Raw genomic sequence first — 20060 nt, 5'->3', positions numbered from 1 at the left:
ACTTTATAGGAGCTTTGCAAAAGCGCGTTTAGCCGCTGCAATTGTAAAATCAATATCTTCATCTGTGTGTGCCTGAGAAATAAAGCCAGCTTCAAAAGCAGCAGGAGCAAGATACACCCCTTCTTCCAACATATAGTGGAAGAATGCTTTAAATCGAGCGAGGTCACAGTTCTGAACTTCGGCAAAACTACTCACAACATCTGCTTCAGAGAAGAAGAAGCCAAACATGCCACCCACACTAACAACACAAAATGGAACACCCGCTTCATCCGCCGCTGCTTTCAATCCAGACACAAGACGAGCTGCTTTAGCGCCTAATGTTTTATGAAAGTCAGGCTCACTGATTTTATTCAACACAGCCAAGCCAGCGACCATAGCAACAGGATTGCCCGATAAAGTACCCGCTTGATAAACAGGCCCTAACGGTGAAATACATTCCATGACTTCACGCTTGCCACCAAAAGCACCAACAGGCATTCCAGCGCCAATCACTTTACCAAGCGTTGTTAAATCTGGCACAACACCGAAATGTTCTTGTGCACCACCAAGTGCAACTCGGAACCCAGTCATTACTTCATCAAAAATTAACACCGCACCAGATTCATCACATACTTCCCTAAGTGTTTGAAGGAAACCGTCAACAGGCAAAATACAGTTCATATTGCCCGCAACTGGCTCAACAATAATACAAGCGACTTGATCACCTATTTCAGCAAAACAACGCTTCACTTCATCAATATCGTTATATTGCAATGTAATTGTATGCTTAGCTAAATCAGCCGGAACACCAGGAGAGTTTGGCACACCCAAAGTCAACGCCCCCGATCCCGCCTTCACCAACAATGAATCAGAATGTCCGTGATAGCAGCCCTCGAACTTCACGATTTTGTCTCGTCCGGTATAACCACGGGCAAGACGAATCGCACTCATGGTCGCTTCCGTACCAGAATTCACCATGCGAACCATATCCATAGAAGGAACGAGCTCACACACTTTTTCTGCCATGGTGATTTCGACTTCTGTTGGCGCACCAAAGCTCAAGCCAAAATCAAGTTGCTGCCTTACTGCATCCAACACATCTGAATGAGAGTGACCTAAAATCATCGGCCCCCAAGATCCAACATAGTCGATATAGCGTTTCTTATCTTCATCATAAACATAAGCGCCTTCTCCCTTTTGGAAAAACACAGGCGTTCCGCCCACACCATTAAAAGCTCGTACTGGGGAATTTACGCCGCCAGGAATACGGTGTTGTGCTCGTGCATATAAATCACTTGATCGACTCATAATTTCTTAAGTTCCATAAACTAGTAATGTATTTCGCTTTATAACAAAGCAAGTAAAGACTAAACGCAAACAATCGCTTTCTCGATCATTCACTTTTTAACAAAAATTGGTCAAGGCGCTGTCGAGTGACAAGACACAAAGAGTTATCTGATAAAGAAACCAACACTTCAGACAACCCTGTGGTTTGAAACCAATTCAAAATAATTTCCAATGAAGCAGGCTCGTCTATTTTCTGAATAGGCAAAGGTTCAACGGCTTTAGTTAAATCCATCAACACCTTTTCGCCATCAGTAAGCAACCAAGGCTGAGGCCCGAAGTCCAATGATTGCAAAGCCTCTAACAGCGAATTTCGTCGAACAAAATACCATTTTCCAGACTGCTCGAATGCGGCGTAGTCTACCACACTTAACGCCAAATCTTTTACTCGTTCAAGAGGACGCTGAGCAGAAATCAATAACACATCTTCTGCCACAGGCTTAACCGTATGTTGTCGCAAATAACGTTGAAGTGGATTGATAGAAGAGACCATTCCGATGTAGCTCAATCTCTCCGTGAATACAGACTCCTGATGAAAAAAGACTCTTGTTAGCAAACACGATAAAACAATCACAAACAATGCAGGCACAATCACTTCAGATGAATGCGTCATCTCCACGATGGCTACCAGCGCCGTCAAAGGTGCCTGAAAGCTCGCCGCCATCATCGCTGCCATGCCAAGCAAAGCAAATAAAGCGATATAAATAAATTCACTTTCAAACATCTGAGCGACTTGCGCGCCAGCCAAACCACCAATAATAAAAGTTGGGCCAATCATGCCGCCGGGAACACCTAAACCAACCGTAAACGCCGTCAATAATGTTTTAACGATAACCAACAAAAGCAAGGAATAAACAACCAGTTCACCAGAAAGCACATTTGATAAAGAAGCATAACCACTTCCCAACGTTTGAGGAAAGTAGATCGCAACTAACGCCGTAAGCGCCGCCACTACCGTGAAGCGAATCCAAACAGAAAGCCCACTAAAGCGCCAAAGTACCTTTTGCGTATGCAGAAAAAGTGCAGACAAAAGCACAATAAAAACGACCAATACAAAACAAGCAAGAAACATATCCAACGACAGAACCACGGAAGAAATACTGTCAATACTGAAAATATGCAAAGGGCCAATCAAGAAATGACTAACGAGCGTCGCAATGACCGAAGATAAAAGAACAGGCAACACATAACGCTGTCGATACTCTAAAAAAATCACTTCAAAAGCGAACAAAACACCCGCCAATGGTGTTTGGAAAATTGCCGAAATAGCGCCAGCTACACCGCATGCTAGCAATGTTTCAACACCGTATTGAGGCAACTTAGCTTTTCCAGCCAAATAGCCACCCAAAGTAGCGCCTAAATGAACAGCTGGACCTTCTTTACCAATGGAAAGTCCACCAATTAAACCCACTGCAGCCGTAAAGAACTGCACAACGCCATTCCAGATAGGCAAATTACCATTGTAATAATTCAACCTTTCCACCACATAAGGCACTCCGACCTTATGTAGCTTTTTGGGTAAGCCAGTAAAAACCAACGCAAGAAGGAAACAAGCGGAAACCGATAAACCGACACGCCACTCAACAGATAAGGTTTCAAAAGCATCAACATCCGCACCAATAAAATAACGTGCGGGCAGATAAATCACAGCATAAAACAACGCCATTAACAGACCGCTGAGCAAGCCACACAAAGCGCCTAAAGCGGCTAATATGGATAAGTCGTCATAAGCTCTCGCCTTACGCGACCACTTTTCCCTCAAATTTAACCCTTTCAGATTCCCACCTCTCTTTAAACGGGAGCGAATTTCGTGCACTATTCAAGCAGTTATATAACAAATTCGCAATTGCCTCTATCAAGGCATCATTTATTAGGAAGAAACAGTGTATAAAATAGGCATCGTAGGTGGAACGGGTTATACCGGAGCCGAATTATTAAGACTTTTAGCCAATCACCCAGAAGTGGAAGTTGCTGCGATTACATCACGTAGCGAAGAAGGCAAACTCATTTCCGATATATATCCTAGCTTACGCGGTCACTATGACCTTCGCTTTTCAAACCCAGACATTGAAGAACTCGCCAAATGCGATCTCGTTTTCTATGCAACACCACATGGCGTCGCCATGGATCAAGTACCAGAGCTGATCGACCGTGGAATCAAGGTTGTGGATTTAGGTGCCGATTTCCGTATTAAAAACACAGTGGAGTGGGCAAAATGGTACGGCATGGATCACCGCACACCAGATTATGTAGCCAAAGCCGTATACGGTTTGCCGGAAATGAACCGTGAAGCCATCAAGGGCGCTCAACTTGTTGCAAACCCTGGTTGTTACCCAACGGCAACACAACTTGGACTTATTCCATTATTAGAAGCTGGCATCATAGATCCATCTGATTTAATCGCCGATGCAAAATCAGGTGTCAGTGGTGCAGGTCGAGGCACAAACGTTGGCTCACTATTGTGTGAAGCCAGTGAAAGTTTCAAAGCTTATGGCGTAGCAGGACACCGTCACCTTCCCGAGATCAAACAAGGCTTACAAGCGGTAAGTAACTCACCAGTTGGCCTGACGTTTGTACCGCATTTAGTGCCTATGATTCGTGGTATACACTCCACAATGTACGCCACATTGACCGACACATCGGTTGATCTACAAGCTTTATTTGAAGAACGCTATAAAGATGAATTCTTTGTCGATGTTATGCCAGCAGGCAGCACACCAGAAACTCGCAGCACAAAAGGCGCAAACTTCTGCCGCATAGCTGTTTATCGCCCACAAAACAGCAACAAGGTCGTTGTCCTGTCTGTGATTGATAATCTGGTAAAAGGCGCATCAGGCCAAGCCATTCAAAACATGAACATCATGTTGGGATTACCAGAAAACCTAGGCTTAACCGCCTTAGGTATGATGCCTTAATATTCTTTTATAGATGACATTAAAACGGGCTTCTTAGTTGCAATTTAAGAGCCCGTTTTTTTTATCTCTTCTTTACCGCCACAGACGTACTTTCATATATCTCGACTACCATCGATCAATCCGTTTCGACAAGCACATGTGGGTGACAATTTTATCAAGATTGGGCCAGCTATCCATTTCACTGCGAATATCATTTAACCGCGACATGGAAGACGCTTGAACCAACAACAAGAGATCCAAATCACCACTGATAGAATGGGACAATTTAACTTCAGGTATGGCTTCGACCAAAGGCTGCACCAAATCACAAGACAAGGGACGAAAGGTTAACGCCAAATACGCGGTCACACCTTCTTCTTTTGAAACCGCTGTATGGGCATGATAGCCAGTAATAGTGCCATTATCTTCCATGCGTTTAATGCGCTCTGTTACCGCTGAACGAGATAAATTCACCTGACGACTAATATCCGATACGGACAACCTGGCATCATTCACCAATAAGCCTAATATCTTTTGATCGTACTGATCAGCCACTTTATTTCCTCTTAACTTCAAACTCCGCCACTTTGACGGCCATTCAGACAAAATGCCGTCAAATGACGGCAACTTGCTTAGGGCTTTTTAATGCACTGCATTTTATCCTTAGCCGTATCAAAAAACAGCTATTAACTCACACCAATTACACCCTATTCACTAAGAAGGTAATCATGTCTGAATACCAAAGAACCCTCGGTCCAATCCAAGGTATCGCCATGACAGTCACCACTTTTATCGGTACTGGCTTGATGATTTTACCGGCCATGTCTGTGGCAGAAGCAGGCTCTTTTGCTTTTTACGCTTGGTTAATTACCGCCGTAATGGTGATTCCGATTGCTTTCATCTTTGCCCTACTCGGCTCAAAGTACCCCTCTGCAGGAGGCGCCTCACACTATATTGGTAAGGCATTTGGACAACATTATGAAAAAGCCGTTGGCTGGTTATTCCTCAGCATTTTGCTGTTCGGTCCTGCAGTCGCCGTAAAGGTCGCAGCGGCCTACCTAGGCATAATCATAGATATTCCAGAGATTAGCCTATTGGTACTAAGCCTGATAACCATTATTGCGTTGACACTATTTTCCGTGGCGGGCATTCAAGCTTCAGCACGTTTCCAAACAGGTGTCGTCATAGTCATGATACTGACCATTATCTGGCTGTGTATTATTGCCGACATTAGCAGTAGCGTGAGCGTGATCGCCACACCTGAAAGCTCTTCAGATTGGCAAACAACATTATATGCAACAGGGGTCATATTCTGGTGTTTTCTCGGCATAGAAGTCATGGCACACATGGGCGCGGAATTTAAGAACCCTACACGAGATTTTCCTATCGCACTATTAGGCGGTATTACATTGGTCATTCTGGCTTATCTTAGCTTGGTCTTATTAATCGCTTACCACCAAACCTATGGTGATGAAGTGACCAATAGCCAGTCTCTCGCCTTACTGGTCAATAAATTAGTCGGGGATACCGGCAGCAAGCTTTTTGCAGTAGGCGCCTACATTATCGCTTTCGCCAATGTTGCCATCTACATTTTAGGTTTCGCTCGTATGGTGCAGTCCCTTGCTAAACAAAACGCGCTGCCTCATAAATTTGCACTGCTATCTTCGCAAGGCACCCCAATTAATGCCGTGCTTCTAGTGTGTTCCATCGTACTCTTATCGATTGTTTTTTCTGAATTGTCTGGTTGGGAAATGGCTTGGTTTATCGAAATGACCAACAGCAATTTTTTATTAATCTATGCCCTTACCTGCATTGCGGCTTTTAGATTGGTGAACAACAGACTTAAAGTGCTCGCGGTGCTAGCGCTAGGAAGTTGCCTTGGCATGGCGTTCTTTATCGGCATAAATATACTCTTTGCTATCACTATTATGATAATGGCGTTGTGTTATGAGCAATGGCGTAAAGCCAATCACATGAGTGAAAAAAATAACGCTCTTTCATAGCTTCAACTCTAAATCATTAGGTGAACCATTAAGCGTCCAATATCTCTCTTGTTAGCAACAATTGGACGCTCTCCTTCTATAGACAGTCACAAAACTGGCACACTAGCGACATAAGAATGTCATTAAAATACCTTAGCGTTAGTCTCCATAGCTCATCAACTTCGGAGATAAAAATGCTAATAAACCACTTTCGTCGTACTCTAGTCGCCACTTGCCTAGCAGGTGTTGCCCTAACCGCCTCGGCCAATTCTTTTCAGCGTGTTGCTAGTTTCCCTGTTACTCAAAATCTAGGCAGCAATCCTATTGCTAGCGAAACATCAGCGGAGATCATCACAGCGTCGGAAGATGGTAATACACTCATTTACTCTGATAGCCCATTGGGTGGCGTCGGCTTTGTTAACATCAAAGACCCTCGTAACCCTCAAGCTGCTGGATTCTTATCCTTAGATGGAGAACCCACTTCAGTAGCTGGTATTGCAAACTGGGTAGTTGCCGGCGTAAACACTTCTGAAAGCTATGTAAAACCTAGCGGTTATTTAGCTGTGGTAGACCTTAGTAGCCAACAGGTTGTGCAGCGTTGCGATCTTGGTGGGCAGCCTGATTCTGTAGCGGTTTCAAAAGATGGCAAGTACATCGCAGTGGCGATTGAGAATGAGCGAGATGAAGACCTAAATGATGGTGAAATACCACAACAGCCTGCTGGTTATCTATCGATCATTGACTTCGACGTCGACACTGGCATTTGCAAAAGTGTTCATAAAATAGACCTTAACGGGCTTGCTGAGATTGCGCCGAATGATCCTGAGCCAGAATTTGTCGCATTTAACGATCTTAATGAAATTGTGCTCACTTTGCAGGAAAACAACCATCTGATCATTATCAACGCTAACAGCAAAAAGGTTGTTAATGACTTCTCTGCAGGCACGGTCAATCTTTCTAACATTGACACCAAACGCGATGGCGCTTTGGTCTTCAATGAGAGCTTAGAAAACGTTCGACGTGAACCCGATGCAGTCAAGTGGCTCGACAATGAGCGCTTTGTAATAGCAAATGAAGGTGATTATAAAGGCGGCGCTCGCGGCTTCACCATTTTCAACAAACAAGGTGATGTCTTGTTCGAAAGTGCGGAAAGCTTCGAGCATGAAGTGATTAAAACGGGTCATTACCCAGAAAAGCGCTCCAATAAAAAAGGTGCTGAACCTGAAGGTTTAGAAGTCGCTAAGTTCGGCAATGATACATATATTTTTGTCATGTCAGAGCGCGGCTCCATTGTCGGGGTTTATCGTGACACAGGCGCAGCGCCAGAGCTTGTTCAAATGATGCCTTCCGGTATCGCACCAGAATCTGCCATTGCGATACCGCAACGAAATATCATTGCTACAGCCAATGAAGCAGACCTAGTGGAAGATGGTGGGCCACGCTCTCACGTGATGCTCTACCAATGGCAGGAACAAAATGCCAACTATCCGAGCATAGTGTCGCAAAACAATGCCTCTGGACAACCTATAGGTTGGGGGGCGCTATCAGGTTTAGCCGCTGACTTGAAAACACCGGGCAAACTTTATGGGGTTAACGATAGCTTCTATTCTGCACAGCCAGCTATTTTCACCATTGATGCGAACCAAACTCCGGCTCGTATCATCCATAAATTAACCGTAACACGCCAAGGAATGCCTGCTGAGAAATTAGATTTAGAAGGCATTGCTGTAGATCCTAAAGGCGGCTTTTGGCTAGCCTCTGAAGGCCACCCTGATAAAGAAGTTCCCCATGGAGTTTACCATGTCACGGAATACGGTGAGATCGACCAAACGATTCCGTTCCCTGATGAGCTGCTGGAACATCAGCTACGTTTTGGGGCAGAAGGCATCACGTTAGCGGACGATGCCCTATGGGTGGCGATTCAACGCCCTTGGAAAGACGATGCTAAAGATCGTACCAAGTTATTACGCTACGACCTAGCCAACCAATCATGGCAAGCAGTTTACTACCCACTAGAGCCGGCTCAAAAAGGCTGGATGGGGCTATCTGAAATTACGGCACGCGATGGCATGCTGTATATTTTAGAAAGAGACAATCAACTAGCACAAGCAGCGAAAGTGAAGCGTTTGTACAAAGTGGATCTAAGCTCGTTGAAGCCTGCCGCTATTGGTTCTCAACTGCCTTTGGCGAAAAAGACACTAGTACACGATTTCTTACCAGAACTAAAAGCGGGTAATGGCATAGTGGTTGATAAGATTGAAGGCTTCACTCTTGATAGCCTAGGACAAGGATATGCCGTAACAGATAACGACGGCGTCGATGACAGTACTGGTGAAACTTACTTCATGAAACTTGGCACGCTTCGATAAATCAGTTTCTCATTCGCACAAACCACAAACGGCCTCAATATTGAGGCCGTTTTTCTTTGTTGAATAAATCATTCAATCAGTGAAACTATTGCCTTCATCATTGCCTTACAGATCTTCAAGATTGCTGTACAATGACACTAAAATTGAACTCATATATATTCTTGGAGAAAACCATGCCTTTATTAGACAGCTTTCGCGTAGACCACACGCGTATGGACGCACCAGCCGTTCGTGTTGCTAAATCCATGTCAACGCCAAAGGGCGACGACATCACAGTATTCGATTTACGTTTTTGTATTCCAAATGAAGAGATTCTTTCTGAAACAGGCATCCACACTTTGGAACACTTGTTTGCTGGATTCATGCGAGATCACCTAAACAGTGACAGCGTAGAAATCATCGACATTTCCCCAATGGGCTGTCGCACGGGTTTTTACATGAGCTTAATCGGTACGCCAAGCGAAGATAAAGTTGCTGCTTCTTGGAAAGCAGCCATGGCTGACGTACTAACCGTAAAAGCAAAAGAAGACATTCCAGAGCTTAATGAATACCAATGCGGAACATACGAAATGCACTCCCTAGAAGAAGCGAAGAAAATCGCACAAATGATTCTAGACCGTGACGTAAAAGTAAACAGCAACGAAGAGCTGTACTTAAGCGAAGAATTCTTAAAAGAACACAGCTAAGAGAGCACAGCTTACAGCTCTAAAGCGAATCCTAAAAAGGTGGTCTATATGACCACCTTTTTTATTTTATTCAGGCTCAAATCACCTCACTGCTAAAGAAAAGCACCAGCAACGCCTCTTCTCAATAATCAATCTGTCCTAACAATTTTCATTGCTGAAGTTTAGAAAATACACTATATTAGAAAAGTCTAATATTTATTCTCTAATCAAAAGGAGAAAACCATGATTGATAACGCAAGCAAACCCAATGTCACCGCCTTCTTCGAAGAAGACTCCAGTACTTTTTCCTACGTGGTACAAGACCCTAAATCCAACCGTTGCGCCATTATCGACAGCGTACTGAACTTTGATTACGCCTCAGGCGGGACATCAAACAGCAGCGCAGACGACATCATCAACTTCGTGACGGAACACAAATTGAAAGTAGAGTGGATTATTGAAACTCATGTTCACGCAGACCATATTTCAGCGGCACCTTACTTAAAGTCAAAACTCGGTGGAAAAATAGGCATTGGCGAACAAATCACAATCGTCCAAGAAACATTTGGTAAGGTGTTTAACGAAGGCACAGAATTTGAGCTAGACGGCTCTCAATTCGATCATCTCTTTCACGATGGCGAGCAATATAAAATAGGCGAATTAGAATGTTCTGCCATCCATACTCCAGGACATACGCCAGCCTGCTTTACTCATATTTTGGGCGATGCTGTCTTTGTTGGCGACACCTTATTTATGCCAGACGGGGGAACAGCAAGAGCCGATTTCCCAGGCGGCGACGCTGGCGTCTTATACGATTCCATTCAAAAAATATTGGCGTTGCCTGAAGGCCATCGCGTGTTTATGTGTCACGACTACTGCCCTAATGGTCGAGAATTGAAATTCGAAACCACCATTAAGTCTCAGAAAAACGACAACATTCACGTAAAAACAGACATTGAAAAAGCCACCTTTGTTGAACTTCGTGAAAACCGTGATAAAACCTTGTCTATGCCTCGTCTCATTTTGCCTTCATTGCAAATCAATATGCGAGCAGGAAACATGCCGGAGAAAGAAGAAAACGGCTTGGTGTATCTCAAAGTTCCAATCAACGCGTTTCAATAAAAAGCCTCTTACCTAAAGTTGAAACGCGTACAGAACGGAGAACCGAGAATGCTTCTAAGTTTGTTTCCAATGGCATCTTGGCTAAAGAGCTATAACCGAATTCAGTTCGGCCAAGATGCAACAGCGGCATTAATCGTCACCATGCTATTGATTCCGCAATCTTTAGCTTATGCACTGGTCGCAGGTGTACCGCCTGAAGTTGGCTTGTATTCCAGCATCTTACCTTTGATTGTTTACGCTATTTTTGGAACCAGCTCGTCATTGTCTGTTGGGCCTGTGGCGGTTGCCTCATTAATGACCGCCTCATCTTTGGCCAACATTGCTGAACAAGGCAGCGCAAGCTATTTAACAGGCGCCATTACTCTCGCCCTTTTATCTGGCCTGCTATTAATTGCAATGGGATTCATGAAGCTAGGCAAGATAACCAACTTCCTATCTCATCCAGTGATTTCGGGCTTTATCTCCGCTTCTGGGATAATCATTGCCGTTAGTCAGCTAAAACACATTTTCGGCATCAAGGCCCACGGAGATAATCTTGCCACTCAAATCATCAGCATGTCGGAGAATGTTTCGGGCCTTCACATGCCAACTTTGATAATGGGATTATCCGTTATTGCCTTTTTATTGTTAGCAAAACGCTACGCTAAAACCTTTTTCTTGCTGCTAACCTTTCCGGAAAAATACGCCGCACCTTTAGCCAAAACAGCGCCTATTATCGGTGTTTTCGCCAGCATTCTCGTTGTGTACTTTTTCGACCTAGGATCTCACGGTGTGGCTATCACGGGTGCTATTCCAGCGGGCTTGCCTCATTTCAGTCTATCGATACCTTCTTTGAGTTTGATTCAAGAACTCATGCTGCCAGCACTGATGATTTCTATCATAGGTTATGTGGAATCCATTTCAGTGGGAAAAACACTCGGCGCAAAACGCGGTGAAAAAGTAAAACCAAATCAAGAATTGATTGGCTTAGGGGCAGCAAACTTGGCGTCTGGCGTTTCTGGAGGCTTCCCTGTAACAGGTGGGTTTTCACGCTCGGTTGTGAACTTTGACGCAGGTGCCGTGACCCAAATGGCTGGCGTCATGACGGCATTCGGAATATTGATTGCGTCCCTCTTCTTAACACCTGTACTTTTCTTTCTGCCAAAAGCCACCTTGGCAGCCACCATTATTGTGGCTGTTTCTGGATTGATTGATTTCTCTATTTTGAAAAAGACATGGTGTTTTTCGCGCAATGATTTTTACGCTGCGTTTTCCACGATCGCCATCACTTTATTGCTTGGTGTAGAAATTGGCGTTGCGTCAGGCGTGATCTTATCGATTATGCTGCATCTGTCTCAGTCCTCTGAGCCGCACATTGCCGAAGTGGGATTAATCGAAGGCACTGAACATTTTAGAAACATACAAAGACATGACGTAAAAACCCTACCGCATTTATTAAGCCTGCGATTGGATGAAAGTATGTTCTTTGCCAACTCAGCCTTTCTCGAAGAAACCATATTAAACATGATTCAGAACAGAGCGGAAATCGAGCACATTATTATTCAATGTAACTCGATCAGTGAGATTGATTTTAGTGCACTTGAAATGCTGGAATCCCTCAACAGGCAGCTTTTGGATAAAGGCATCAAGCTTTCGTTATCTGAAGTAAAAGGCCCAGTTATGGACCAATTAAAAGCGAGTGATTTTATGACGCACTTATCTGGAAAAGTTTACCTTTCCCATTATCAAGCTTTTGAGGCCTTATCTTAAGCGTCAAATGATAGAACTTTCATTTGCTCTTGGATCACACCAGCCGAGGTTTTTGCCAATTCGACAAAAGCCTTGGCCGTTGGCGTTAGACCTTTTTCTTGATAATGAATTTGCGTCAGTATTTCAGTCTCGTCCTTTTCTATGCGAATAAAGCGACACCCTTTCGTATAGAGTTTGGCGACACAATAAGGGGCAATCGCCACGCCCAAACCAGACGCAACCATAGTCAATAACGTCTGCATATGCTTTGGCTGAGCCGATAAATTTGGTGAAAAACCGTTTACCTGACACAAATGGATAATGGTATCGAACAAGCCCACCGCTTCTTCCCGATGAAACAAAATGATATTTTCTTCCTGTAAATCATTGAGCTTAATTTTGTCATTGTCTGCCATCACATGTTCTTCTGGGACGATAACACACAGATGATCTCGGTATAAAAGCGCGCTGTTTAACCCAGCAATCCCATCGGCTGGCAATGGGCGAGACACGCCCACATCAATGTCCTCATTCTTAAAGGCAGTCAGTTGTTCTGCCGCTGTCATTTCATACAGACTAATGTCTACATGAGGAAATGCCGTATGAAAGCGCTTCACCAAATAAGGAATCAAGGTCAAACAAGCCGACGGCAAATACCCAACTCGTAAATGCCCTAACTCACCTTTCGCGGCTTTTTGAGTTCGGCTCTTCGCCTCATCAAATTGCTTTAATAGCGCTTTAGCATCACTCAATAGTTGCAAGCCAGCCGCGGTGATTTGCACCTCACGGGTATTGCGAATAAACAAACTCGTGCCTAACTCTTCTTCAAGGCCTGCAATATGTCGACTAATGGCAGGCTGAACCGTATGCAATTCTCGTGCTGCAGCGGAGAAGCTTCTTAATGTGGCCACTGCCACAAAGCTTTTTAACGATTTAACGTCCATAACTCATACCAAGAATGTATAGATTCTATCAAATTAAATCATTTTTAATATAAAAGCCAGCCACTTAAAATAGCCCCAACTTACCCAAAGACCAGATTATTAGGAGTCATCATGAGTTACCTTTCCAGATTAGGAAGCCTCACTTTACTGTGCATTTCCAGCCTGACCATTATGGTTGGCTCTATCGTTGCACCTGCGTTACCCAGCATTGCTCAAAATCTCGGCATGGAAGATTACGCCAGCTTACTCATCACGCTACCGTCTTTAGGCGTCGTGCTTTTTGCTCCCTTCGCAGGACGACTGATCGACAAATATGGGGCTTATTACTGCACCGCCATCGCGTTATTTCTATATGGCGCATTGGGTCTTTCAGGACAATGGTTGTACGGCCCAGAAAGCGTATTCGTCAATCGTATTTTATTGGGTGCCGTCACCGCCTTAACCATGGCGGGCAGTACGACTTTAATTTCCCAATTCTATTTTGGTCATAAGCGCCTCGCCATGATGGCAAAACAAGGCATGGCAATAGAGCTCGGTGGCGTGGTGTTTTTGTTCATCGGTGGTTTACTCGCCCTTAACAGCTGGAACCAGCCTTTCTTGTTGTATGCTATGGCGTGGATTTTCTTAGGCATGATGCTGTTATTAGTGCCGAATACATACCCTGCTGATCCAGACACAGATACCCACGAATCAGCAAACACCAAACAAGCCTCTTTAAAGCCAATTTTCATTACTTCCTGTATTGCGATGACCTTCTTCTTTTCTGGTTTTGTGGTACTGCCAATTACCATGGAACATTCAGGGTACACAGAAGACAAAATCGGCTTATTCCTAGCCTTTGTATCCTTGATGGCCGTCATCACAGCGCACTTTTTGCCGAAAATATACACACGCTTTAAAGACAAGGGGTCACTGAGTTTTGCTTTTTGTTTTTACGCCCTATCTCACGCGGCCTATTACTTTGGCGAAAACCCTTACATACTTATTCTTGGCGGCATTTTTTCAGGCGTAGGATTTGGCTTATCCATTCCCTTACTGAACCATATTACTGTCGAAAGAAGTCTCCCTAGCCAAAGAGGAAAAAACCTATCCTATTTCGCCATGGCCGTATTTCTAGGGCAATTTCTCACCTCCTTTATGGAATTTATTCCGGGAAGCGCTCAAGCTGTGTTCGCCTTTGTTTCTGTGGCGGCTGGAATCTACTTTCTCTATATCGTGACGCTCTTTAAAGGGAAATCGAACGCTTAGCGTAAAACACATTATTTGGTTAATTTTATTTACCAATTAAGGAGAAAAAAATCAATTGTCCAATCACTCATCGCGTATTAGTCTGAGTTAATCAATACATCTATTTCGTTAAGGAATTTATCGTTATGAAACAGATAACTCACGCCTACATCAATGGTGATTGGACACTGACAAAGGGCCAAGAGCGCTTTTCAGTGATCAACCCAGCGACAGAAGAATGCGCCGCCGAAGTCACAATGGCGACTGCTGAAGACGTTAATCTCGCTGTCGATGCGGCCAAAAAAGCCTTCCCAATCTGGTCAAACACACCGGTTGCGGAACGAGCAAAATACCTCAATGCCATTGCCGACGAAATGCAAGCTCGCTACGACGACCTAGTTCAAGCACACGTTATCAGCATGGGTTGCCCTGTTAGCATCGCGGGTGCTTTCCATGTGGACTGCGCCATTGACGCCATGCGTTATTATGGCGAACTGGCGATTGCCAGCATGGACAAGGTAGAAGAAAGAGACAACATTTTACTGACCAAACAACCGATTGGTGTTTGTGCTCTAATCAACCCTTGGAACTACCCACTTCATCAGCTTGTCGGGAAACTCGCTCCCGCCTTAGCTTCTGGCTGTACCGTGATTGAAAAACCCGCTGAACAAACACCATTGGCGGATTACATCATGGCGGAAATCATTCACAAAGTTGGCTTACCTGCGGGCGTGTTCAACCTGGTTTTCGGACAAGGTTATGAGATTGGCCCAATAATGGCCGAACACCCGAAAGTGAACATGATCTCCTTCACAGGCTCCACCCACGCCGGAATCGAAGTGGCGAAAAACGCCGCGTCCACCGTAAAACGTGTGTGCCAAGAGCTAGGTGGAAAATCCGCTTACATCATCACAGAAGACGCTGACATAGACGCCGCCGTTCGTTACGGTATCGAAGATGTCATGGGCAATACAGGCCAAACCTGCAACGCACTTACTCGTATGCTGGTACCAAAAAGCCGCTATGAAGACATCATCAAGGTAGCCAAAGCCGTTGCTCAAGAACAAGTCGTTGGCGACCCAACCCGTGAAGACGTGACCATGGGGCCATTGGCGTCAGAACAACAGTATAAAAAAGTAAAAGAATACATTGAGATCGGGCTACAAGAAGGCGCAGAACTGCTCATCGGCGATGGGGAAAAACCAGAATCTGTCAACAAAGGGTTTTACGTCAAACCGACTGTTTTCACCAAAGTAACCCGTGACATGCGCATCGCCAAAGAAGAGATTTTCGGCCCTGTTCTATGCATCATGGAATACGACGACATTGAACAAGCCATCGACATCGCCAACGACAGCGAATACGGCCTCTCTTCTGGTGTTTACGCCAAAGACAAAGCCGCAGCGCTTCCAATCGCCGCACGCTTAGAAGCGGGCCAATGCTACATCCAAGGCAGCTACTTCAGCATGTACGCACCCTTCGGCGGAGTGAAACAATCCGGCAACGGCCGCGAATGGGGCGAAGAAGCACTGCACGAATACATAGAAACCAAAGCGATTATTTGTTAAATCCATCACTGGGTTGAACTCGTAAAAATTTAGCTCATTAAAAAGGCCATCTTAGGAAACTAAGATGGCCTTTTTTTTCATTCCAGAGAATCAATCTATATATCATTTTTACTGATTTAGATATTTTAATATTTAGCGCCTCAATCAGAGGCTAATTGAGGCTTTAGTTAGCAGTTAAAGCCTCAATCACTTCATACACCTTTACTTCAGTATCAGGAACAATTCGATATTTGTGATCCTCTGGGTAAAGCACAGCTTTATAAAGATTGTCTCCAGCGTATTCCTTCATCAATTCAAACTCTTGCCAGAAGGAGACAAAAGTTATTTCTATCTCATCTCCGACTTCTCTTTTTAACACTTGATATCCAGTACAGCCTTCTATGCTCTGAGTATCTTTAATCCCCGTTTCTGCTAGGTATCCAACAAAACCATCAGCAGTTTCTTTGGGGCAGCGACACTTCCATTCTCTGTGGTACATATATTTCTCTGGGGGTAACGCCAGTATTTGGCGCCTTTTTTGTGTTGCTTAGTCTTTTTCAAGCGGCGCAAAAAAGGTCACTCAAGATACTTTTGTTAAGTGCTTTACCTCTTTTTCCATGCATTCAAGTCTTTAATAAGCGTGCCTAAATATGTCTGGTCGGTAGAGAACTAAAGTTTCAACTCTTGGTCTAGCGTGTAAAGCATACCACTTACTGTTACTTGCCCACTGTGCTTGACAGTAAATGTAGTAAACCAATTATCCCACTCAGGTTTTAATTTGGCTTACCCTAAAAGAGTTTAATTACAGCTTTGAAGCTGGTTAATAAATTCTTGCATGGACCACTCCCCAAAAGTAAAAAATACTTTGGCAGCGAAACTATTCGACACGACATTAATCGTTACTCCAAAACCAGATTCATCATCATACTTCTCAATATTGAGAGTATTCTAATCTTGGATCTTCGGTATTGGTTTGTAGTTTAATATTCATATAGCACTTAACGCCTCTGTGTCCTAATTGGTCTTTTTTGATATGGTCAAGAAAAACTGGAAACCTTGAAAAAACTGGGTTCTTAAGATGCCTGTCCTGATTTAGTCTTAGCCGAATCAGCCAAACTATCTCCCTAAAGTGGGTGTCTTGGTAACTAAGACTATTAAGTCTCACTACAAATGTTATCTTTAATATATTTCTTTAAAGGATATTCAATACCACAATATTCTACATTTATTCTATTTTCTATATCGTTGATCATCGTTTTATACTTTTCTAAAACTTTTTCCTTTTCTTCAATATTAATTACTTGTATTTCCAATCCTTTATTATTCTGAATGGCTGTTTGAAGCAAATAAATCATTGAAAGATCTGTTTGAGGAAATGAAAAACCAACAATAATTACCTTATTAGATGAAGATAGCTGGTCTAATGCCAGCGTCCACCCCATACGAACTTGTTCATTTGAATAGTAAACGGATTTATCTAGTGTTGGAGGAATGATTTTACCACTTGATTCTGAATATTCATTATTTATTGAACCATGTAGTTTAATCACTTTTGGAATTCTATTTTTTTTAGAATTTTTTATTTTTTTATAGTGATCTTTTGGAGAAGTATATGTCCATGGGTGACCAATTAATTCTTCAAACGCGTTGTTAACTATTTTTTCATCTGAATCATCATAAAAACTTCTCCGAACACGGATTTGCTCATCAATTTTTCTGTTACCGATAACTTTAGTAGGGATTTTAACTTTTATAATATTTTCATTTTTTTCGAGAATTTTATTTTTATCATTTTTGTCCTCAATATATATTTCATACCCACAATATTCAAGAATTTTATCTTGATTGTTATTTCCAGCAATTTCCTCTATTAGGGTATCGTAATTTAAAGTGATTATATTACATTTCTCATAAGAAATTTGCTTGATAAAATCTATATATTCTTCATCAATATCTTCGTTTTTTACATTACTAATAACAATTATCAATAATTCCTCAATTGCTTTATATAAGGCTAAATCAAGATACTTATCTATTTCCGTTTTCCATGGCCAATTAACACTTAAAAATGATAATAGTTTTTCTATATCAGACTTGCATTCATCTGGCAAAGTATTATAATGCTTTAAGATTGAAGAATTTGAATATTTATCCTGAAATATTGTAAAAACTTGAGCTGTTAATTCAGAAAGTATTGGATATTTAACATTTACTTCTTTTGAAAAGCCAGCTCCAATAATATAAGTTTCATTCATATAAACTCCTTTTTTGAATATTTTCGTGTACATAACATTTTTAATAGTGCGCATGCGCGTTTACACATTTTAAAAACGCTCTAAATATCTCTACAGCTAACTGAATATTCAGTGTTTTATAAAGCTATTCACAAAATTAAAACTGGTAAAGTGAGCATGCGCGCTGTGTTTCAAGGAAGAAAAAAGAGGAATTTTACGAGGGTTAACCATCCGCTAGTCACTGTTTTTCTACTCCATTATGGCATTAATGTAGCGCGAGTGAATTAGGATTTCCAGTATGCATTTTGATAAGTGGGGTTAAAACCCTTTTGTAGCAAAGGAGTTCGACTTTGAGATATTGTGGAAAATGAAAACTGCGTTTTCAGTATCAGATTACGGTCGTTCTTCCCTCATCGTGACCTACGTTGTGAGGCGTTTGAAAGATGACATTCCATCGAGGTAGGCGGCTCTTTTATTGAGGAAAGCTTCGAGGAGGAATGTCATTTTCAAATGGCGGCTTGGTAAAAATAGTCAGGGTAAAAGCCCTTTTCAATTGGCTCTTTATTCATTAAACGTTTTGCAGATAGAAAAGGGGTTCGACCCTTAAGGTGTTGATTTAGTCGTGAGTGTCGAACTAAAGTTCGACCTACGTGTGGTTGCTTTAAGTTTGACGTGCTAATTAACCTTCCTTGTAGATGTCTATTTTCTTGCTCAGTTTCTTAAGTTGTCTTTCCGCTTTTCAGCCATACTGGGAGTAACTTTGAGCATGACTGTGTGCTCTCTATTTATTTTTTGGTTGAAGGAATGTCTTAATGCGTCAGAAAGTAGAATTTACCAGTGGTGATAACAGGCTCAGTGGCTTGTTAGAAACACCTGAATCCGATATCAAGTTTTACGCCCTCTTCGCTCATTGCTTTACGTGCGGTAAAGATGTGGCAGCGGCTTCTCGGATCAGTCGTGCGTTAATGGAAAAAGGCATTGCGGTATTGCGCTTTGACTTTACAGGGTTAGGCAACAGTGACGGCGACTTTTCTAATACTAACTTTTCGTCGAATGTTCAAGATTTGGTAGCGGCAGCGGATTTTCTACGTGATGAATACGCCGCACCCAAACTGTTAATTGGTCACAGTCTTGGTGGCGCTGCGGTATTAGGCGTGGCGCAAAAAGTGCCAGAGTCCATGGCGCTGGTCACCATTGGTTCGCCGTCAGACGCAGCTCATGTCGCCCATAATTTTTCCGCTCACCTTGACGATATAGAAGTCCATGGCGAGGCGGAAGTGAGCCTTGCTGGTCGTCATTTTAAGATTCAAAAGCAGTTTTTAGATGACATTAATAGCTATGGCAATCAGCATATCAGTAAGTTGAAAAAAGCCTTGTTGGTCATGCATTCCCCTATCGACAGCATAGTGAACATCACCGAAGCGGAGAAAATATACCAAGCCGCTTTGCATCCAAAGAGCTTTGTCAGTTTAGATAATGCAGACCATTTGCTCAGTGACAAAAAGGATTCGGAATACGCCGCTGATGTGATCGCCGCTTGGGCAAGTCGATACGTTCCAAGCGAAGAAACAACTTATCAAAGCAAGGTGACAAAAGGTCATGTACTGGTGGAAGAAAAAGATCACAAGTTCGCTCAACATGTGAGTACGTCAAGCCATTATTGGATAGCGGATGAGCCAGTCAAGGTGGGTGGTAAAAACTCCGGACCAGATCCTTACGAACATGTTTTAGCTGGCTTGGGTGCTTGCACTGCAATGACACTCAGAATGTACGCAGAGCGAAAAAAATTACCTGTCGAGCACATAAAGGTAGAACTGACTCATACCCGAAACTACAAGGAGGATTGTGATAATTGCGAAGAACAAAACGGCATTGAAGCTATTGTGAGAAACATCAGTTTTAAAGGTGATTTAGACGAACAACAAGCGGCTCGTTTTTTAGAAATCGCCGATAAATGCCCGGTTCATAAAACGCTCCACAGTCAAGTTGCCGTGATCAGCAAACTTGTTGTCTAAACAGAATACG

Annotated in this window: 15 protein-coding genes; 9 read left to right on the top strand and 6 right to left on the bottom strand. The window is 43.0% G+C overall.

What is annotated here, in order from left to right; genetic code table 11:
* Positions 1-3: 3 nt before the first annotated feature.
* Both hemL and AC0L46_RS13060 read right to left on the bottom strand, forming a co-directional pair.
* Complete coding sequence (hemL, locus tag AC0L46_RS13065; protein WP_473504164.1) at positions 4-1287, bottom strand: glutamate-1-semialdehyde 2,1-aminomutase; 1284 nt, start codon at positions 1285-1287, stop codon at positions 4-6.
* 85 nt (positions 1288-1372) lie between these two features.
* Positions 1373-3085, bottom strand: a complete 1713-nt coding sequence (locus tag AC0L46_RS13060) for a chloride channel protein (protein ID WP_473504162.1) — start codon at positions 3083-3085, stop codon at positions 1373-1375.
* A gap of 121 nt (positions 3086-3206) precedes the next feature.
* On the opposite strand from AC0L46_RS13060, the gene argC reads away from it, so the two are divergent.
* Positions 3207-4238 carry an N-acetyl-gamma-glutamyl-phosphate reductase gene (gene argC / locus AC0L46_RS13055; protein WP_473504160.1) on the top strand — a complete coding sequence of 344 codons (1032 nt, stop codon included), beginning with the start codon at positions 3207-3209 and terminating at the stop codon, positions 4236-4238.
* 105 nt (positions 4239-4343) lie between these two features.
* On the opposite strand, the gene AC0L46_RS13050 is transcribed toward argC, so the two are convergent.
* Positions 4344-4772: an Lrp/AsnC family transcriptional regulator gene (locus AC0L46_RS13050; RefSeq protein ID WP_317002965.1), complete on the bottom strand. Its 429-nt coding sequence runs from the start codon at positions 4770-4772 to the stop codon at positions 4344-4346.
* A 173-nt stretch (positions 4773-4945) separates the two neighbouring features.
* Here AC0L46_RS13050 and yjeH point away from each other — a divergent pair, with 173 nt between their 5' ends.
* The 5 genes from yjeH to AC0L46_RS13025 all read left to right on the top strand — a co-directional run bounded on the left by yjeH (position 4946) and on the right by AC0L46_RS13025 (position 12104).
* The gene (gene yjeH / locus AC0L46_RS13045) at positions 4946-6220 is read left to right on the top strand and encodes an L-methionine/branched-chain amino acid transporter (RefSeq protein WP_473504158.1); all 1275 of its coding nucleotides are present in this window, start codon (positions 4946-4948) and stop codon (positions 6218-6220) included.
* A 173-nt stretch (positions 6221-6393) separates the two neighbouring features.
* Positions 6394-8568, top strand: a complete 2175-nt coding sequence (locus tag AC0L46_RS13040) for an esterase-like activity of phytase family protein (RefSeq protein ID WP_473504156.1) — start codon at positions 6394-6396, stop codon at positions 8566-8568.
* A gap of 173 nt (positions 8569-8741) precedes the next feature.
* Positions 8742-9254: an S-ribosylhomocysteine lyase gene (gene luxS / locus AC0L46_RS13035; RefSeq protein ID WP_473504154.1), complete on the top strand. Its 513-nt coding sequence runs from the start codon at positions 8742-8744 to the stop codon at positions 9252-9254.
* 222 nt (positions 9255-9476) lie between these two features.
* The gene (locus AC0L46_RS13030) at positions 9477-10355 is read left to right on the top strand and encodes an MBL fold metallo-hydrolase (protein ID WP_473504152.1); all 879 of its coding nucleotides are present in this window, start codon (positions 9477-9479) and stop codon (positions 10353-10355) included.
* 48 nt (positions 10356-10403) lie between these two features.
* The gene (locus AC0L46_RS13025; protein WP_473504150.1) at positions 10404-12104 is read left to right on the top strand and encodes a SulP family inorganic anion transporter; all 1701 of its coding nucleotides are present in this window, start codon (positions 10404-10406) and stop codon (positions 12102-12104) included.
* On the opposite strand, the gene AC0L46_RS13020 is transcribed toward AC0L46_RS13025, so the two are convergent.
* Positions 12101-13027 carry a LysR family transcriptional regulator gene (locus AC0L46_RS13020; protein WP_473504148.1) on the bottom strand — a complete coding sequence of 309 codons (927 nt, stop codon included), beginning with the start codon at positions 13025-13027 and terminating at the stop codon, positions 12101-12103. The genes AC0L46_RS13025 and AC0L46_RS13020 overlap by 4 nt on opposite strands.
* 111 nt (positions 13028-13138) lie before the next feature.
* Here AC0L46_RS13020 and AC0L46_RS13015 point away from each other — a divergent pair, with 111 nt between their 5' ends.
* Positions 13139-14275: an MFS transporter gene (locus tag AC0L46_RS13015; RefSeq protein ID WP_473504146.1), complete on the top strand. Its 1137-nt coding sequence runs from the start codon at positions 13139-13141 to the stop codon at positions 14273-14275.
* A gap of 125 nt (positions 14276-14400) precedes the next feature.
* A complete protein-coding gene (locus tag AC0L46_RS13010; protein ID WP_473504144.1) occupies positions 14401-15822 on the top strand; it encodes an aldehyde dehydrogenase family protein in 1422 nt (473 codons plus the stop codon).
* Positions 15823-15985: 163 nt separating this feature from the next.
* Here the strand turns inward: AC0L46_RS13010 and AC0L46_RS13005 are convergent, their stop codons facing one another.
* Positions 15986-16300 (bottom strand): antibiotic biosynthesis monooxygenase, encoded by a 315-nt coding sequence (locus AC0L46_RS13005; RefSeq protein WP_473504142.1) that lies wholly within the window; start codon positions 16298-16300, stop codon positions 15986-15988.
* A 655-nt stretch (positions 16301-16955) separates the two neighbouring features.
* Entirely contained in the window at positions 16956-18056 is a 1101-nt protein-coding gene (locus AC0L46_RS13000) for a hypothetical protein (RefSeq protein ID WP_473504140.1), read from the bottom strand.
* Between the two features lie 791 nt (positions 18057-18847).
* On the opposite strand from AC0L46_RS13000, the gene AC0L46_RS12995 reads away from it, so the two are divergent.
* A complete protein-coding gene (locus AC0L46_RS12995; protein ID WP_473504138.1) occupies positions 18848-20050 on the top strand; it encodes a bifunctional alpha/beta hydrolase/OsmC family protein in 1203 nt (400 codons plus the stop codon).
* Positions 20051-20060: the final 10 nt, after the last annotated feature.

This window comes from Marinomonas sp. 15G6-16, assembly GCF_055809555.1.
This window is presented reverse-complemented; position numbering and strand designations above follow the sequence as displayed.